This window comes from Halococcus sp. PRR34, from assembly GCF_028617175.1.
Taxonomy (GTDB): Archaea; Halobacteriota; Halobacteria; order Halobacteriales; family Halococcaceae; genus Halococcus; species Halococcus salifodinae.
Window position 1 is genome coordinate 1 of record NZ_JAQJDA010000062.1, and the last position, 935, is coordinate 935.

The 935-nt window shown below is 58.4% G+C and carries 1 protein-coding gene; it reads right to left on the reverse strand.

The window, feature by feature from the left end:
* Nucleotides 1–33 precede the first annotated feature (33 nt).
* A complete protein-coding gene (locus PHA81_RS20785) occupies nucleotides 34–858 on the reverse strand; it encodes a transposase (protein WP_273838794.1) in 825 nt (274 codons plus the stop codon).
* Between the last annotated feature and the right edge of the window lie 77 nt (nucleotides 859–935).

Consider the following 935-nt stretch of genomic DNA (forward strand, 5'->3'; position numbering starts at 1 on the left):
GTGCTCTATTGAAAATGCGGTACGGGAGTACGATCATAGCGTCTTGGCGAGTTTCTTGATGTTGTTGAGCGCGAACAGGAGAACGATCTCACGAAACTGGCGATACCAGAACCGCGAACGCAGGGCGGAGTCCTGCGTTCGCTTGACCGTCGAATAGGAGGTTTCAGACATCCACCGCTGGGTGTAGCCCTTCGCTCGGATGAGAGCGTTATTCGCTGTAGCCATCGGTTTCGATCCTTGATGCTGAACGAGGTACTCAACGTCCAGTGCGGCGATTTCGTATTCGGTGTGCCAGTCCTGGAAGCCGTTGTCAGCAGCCACGGACCGCAGGTCGTCCGCGTTCCGGCGGACGATCCGCGGGCCAGCCTTCGTATCGTGTTCGCGCTCGATACAACAGTGGACGTCCAGCACCGCAAGCGACTCCGTATCGGTCAACGTCGTCGCTTTGATCGTCTTGACGCGTCGCCCACATCGCTGGAGGTAGTACTGAGAGGCTTGCTTCCGCTCGAAGAACGTACTGTCCAACGCGGCGTGTCCAGACTGCGGGTGTTGCTGCGCTGAGATGCGCAGCAACGCCCGCCAGACGTACATCGCGTACCGATCGAGTGAGTGGTAGAATGCGGTAGGGTCAGGCAACGCATCCGGATGAAGGCCGAGCCGGTCACATATCTCCGGCATGAGGCTCAACCGATCGACGAGTTCGGCGTAGCTGTAGCCCTCTTCCTTGCGAATACAGTGTGCGACGATGTGAGCCTCGCGGGCAAGCCCGCCCGAGTCGGGCTTGCCCGCTCGCTTCCCCAAGGCTTGTTTGGCTACACGCAGTGCTGTCTCAACGAGGTCGAGAAGCGCGACTCCCATGATCGACTTCTCGACCTCGTTTCCTCAAACTCATTACGGAGTAATCCCGTCACCGTCGTCCATTTTCAATAGAGCAG

What these genes read in the sequence shown, in the direction of transcription:
- PHA81_RS20785 (WP_273838794.1), bottom strand. Translation starts at nt 858, where the DNA reads ATGGGAGTCGCGCTTCTCGACCTCGTTGAGACAGCACTGCGTGTAGCC.